Genomic DNA, 981 nt, shown 5'->3' with positions numbered 1-981 from the left:
GCGGGCGCGGATCGTGTTGCTGGCCGCCGAGGGGCTGCCCAACGCCGAGATCGCGCGCCGGACCGGGACCAGCCGACCGACCGTGCTGGGCTGGCGAGACCGGTATGAGACCGGCGGGATCCGGGCCTTGCAGGACCTGCCGCGCAGCGGACGCCCGGCCGAGATCGACGAGATCGACGTCGTGGTGGCCACGCTCGCCGAGGAAGGGCGACCGCCGGCACGCCTGGGAGTGACGCACTGGTCGGCCCGGCTGCTGGCCGCCGAGTTGAAGATCTCCTTCGCCACGGTGGCCCGGATCTGGCGCAAATGGAACCTGCAGCCGTGGCGGGTCGAGACGTTCAAGTTCAGCACCGACCCGGAACTCGACGCGAAGATCCGCGACGTCGTGGGCCTGTATCTGCACCCCCCGGAGAAGGCCGTGGTTCTCTGCATCGATGAGAAGTCGCAGGTCCAAGCCCTGGACCGGACCGCGCCGATCCTCCCGATCATGCCCGGAGTGCCCGAGCGGCAGACCCACGACTACGTCCGCAACGGCACCACCACGCTGTTCGCCGCGCTCGAGGTGGCCACCGGCCGGGTCGAGCAAGCCTCCTGCCGCGGCACCGCCACCAGGAGTTCCTCCGGTTCCTCAAGCAGATCGCGAAGGCCTACCCGCGGGTCAAGCTGCACCTGGTCTGCGACAACTACGCCACCCACAAGCACCCCGCGGTGAAGGCGTGGCTGGCCCGCAACCCGCGGATCACTGTGCACTTCACCCCGACTTCCGGGTCGTGGCTCAACATGGTGGAGATCTTCTTCGGGATCATCACCCGCCAGGCCATCCGCCGTGGCACCTTCGGCTCGGTCCGCGAGCTGGTCAAGGCCATCACCGCGTTCATCGATGGCTGGAACGAACGCTGCGAACCATTCGTCTGGACCAAGGACGCCGACACGATCATCGCAAAAGCGCACCGTAAATCTACTTCCGGCACGTGACACTAG

1 pseudogene is annotated in these 981 nt (G+C 67.7%); it reads left to right on the top strand.

The window, feature by feature from the left end:
- Positions 1 to 975 (top strand): annotated as a pseudogene (locus tag KME75_RS41930) (IS630 family transposase); the annotation flags it as partial.
- Between the last annotated feature and the right edge of the window lie 6 nt (positions 976 to 981).

Source organism: Pseudonocardia nigra (genome assembly GCF_019396355.1).
In the GTDB taxonomy this organism is placed as follows: Bacteria; Actinomycetota; Actinomycetes; order Mycobacteriales; family Pseudonocardiaceae; genus Pseudonocardia; species Pseudonocardia nigra.
This window is presented reverse-complemented; position numbering and strand designations above follow the sequence as displayed.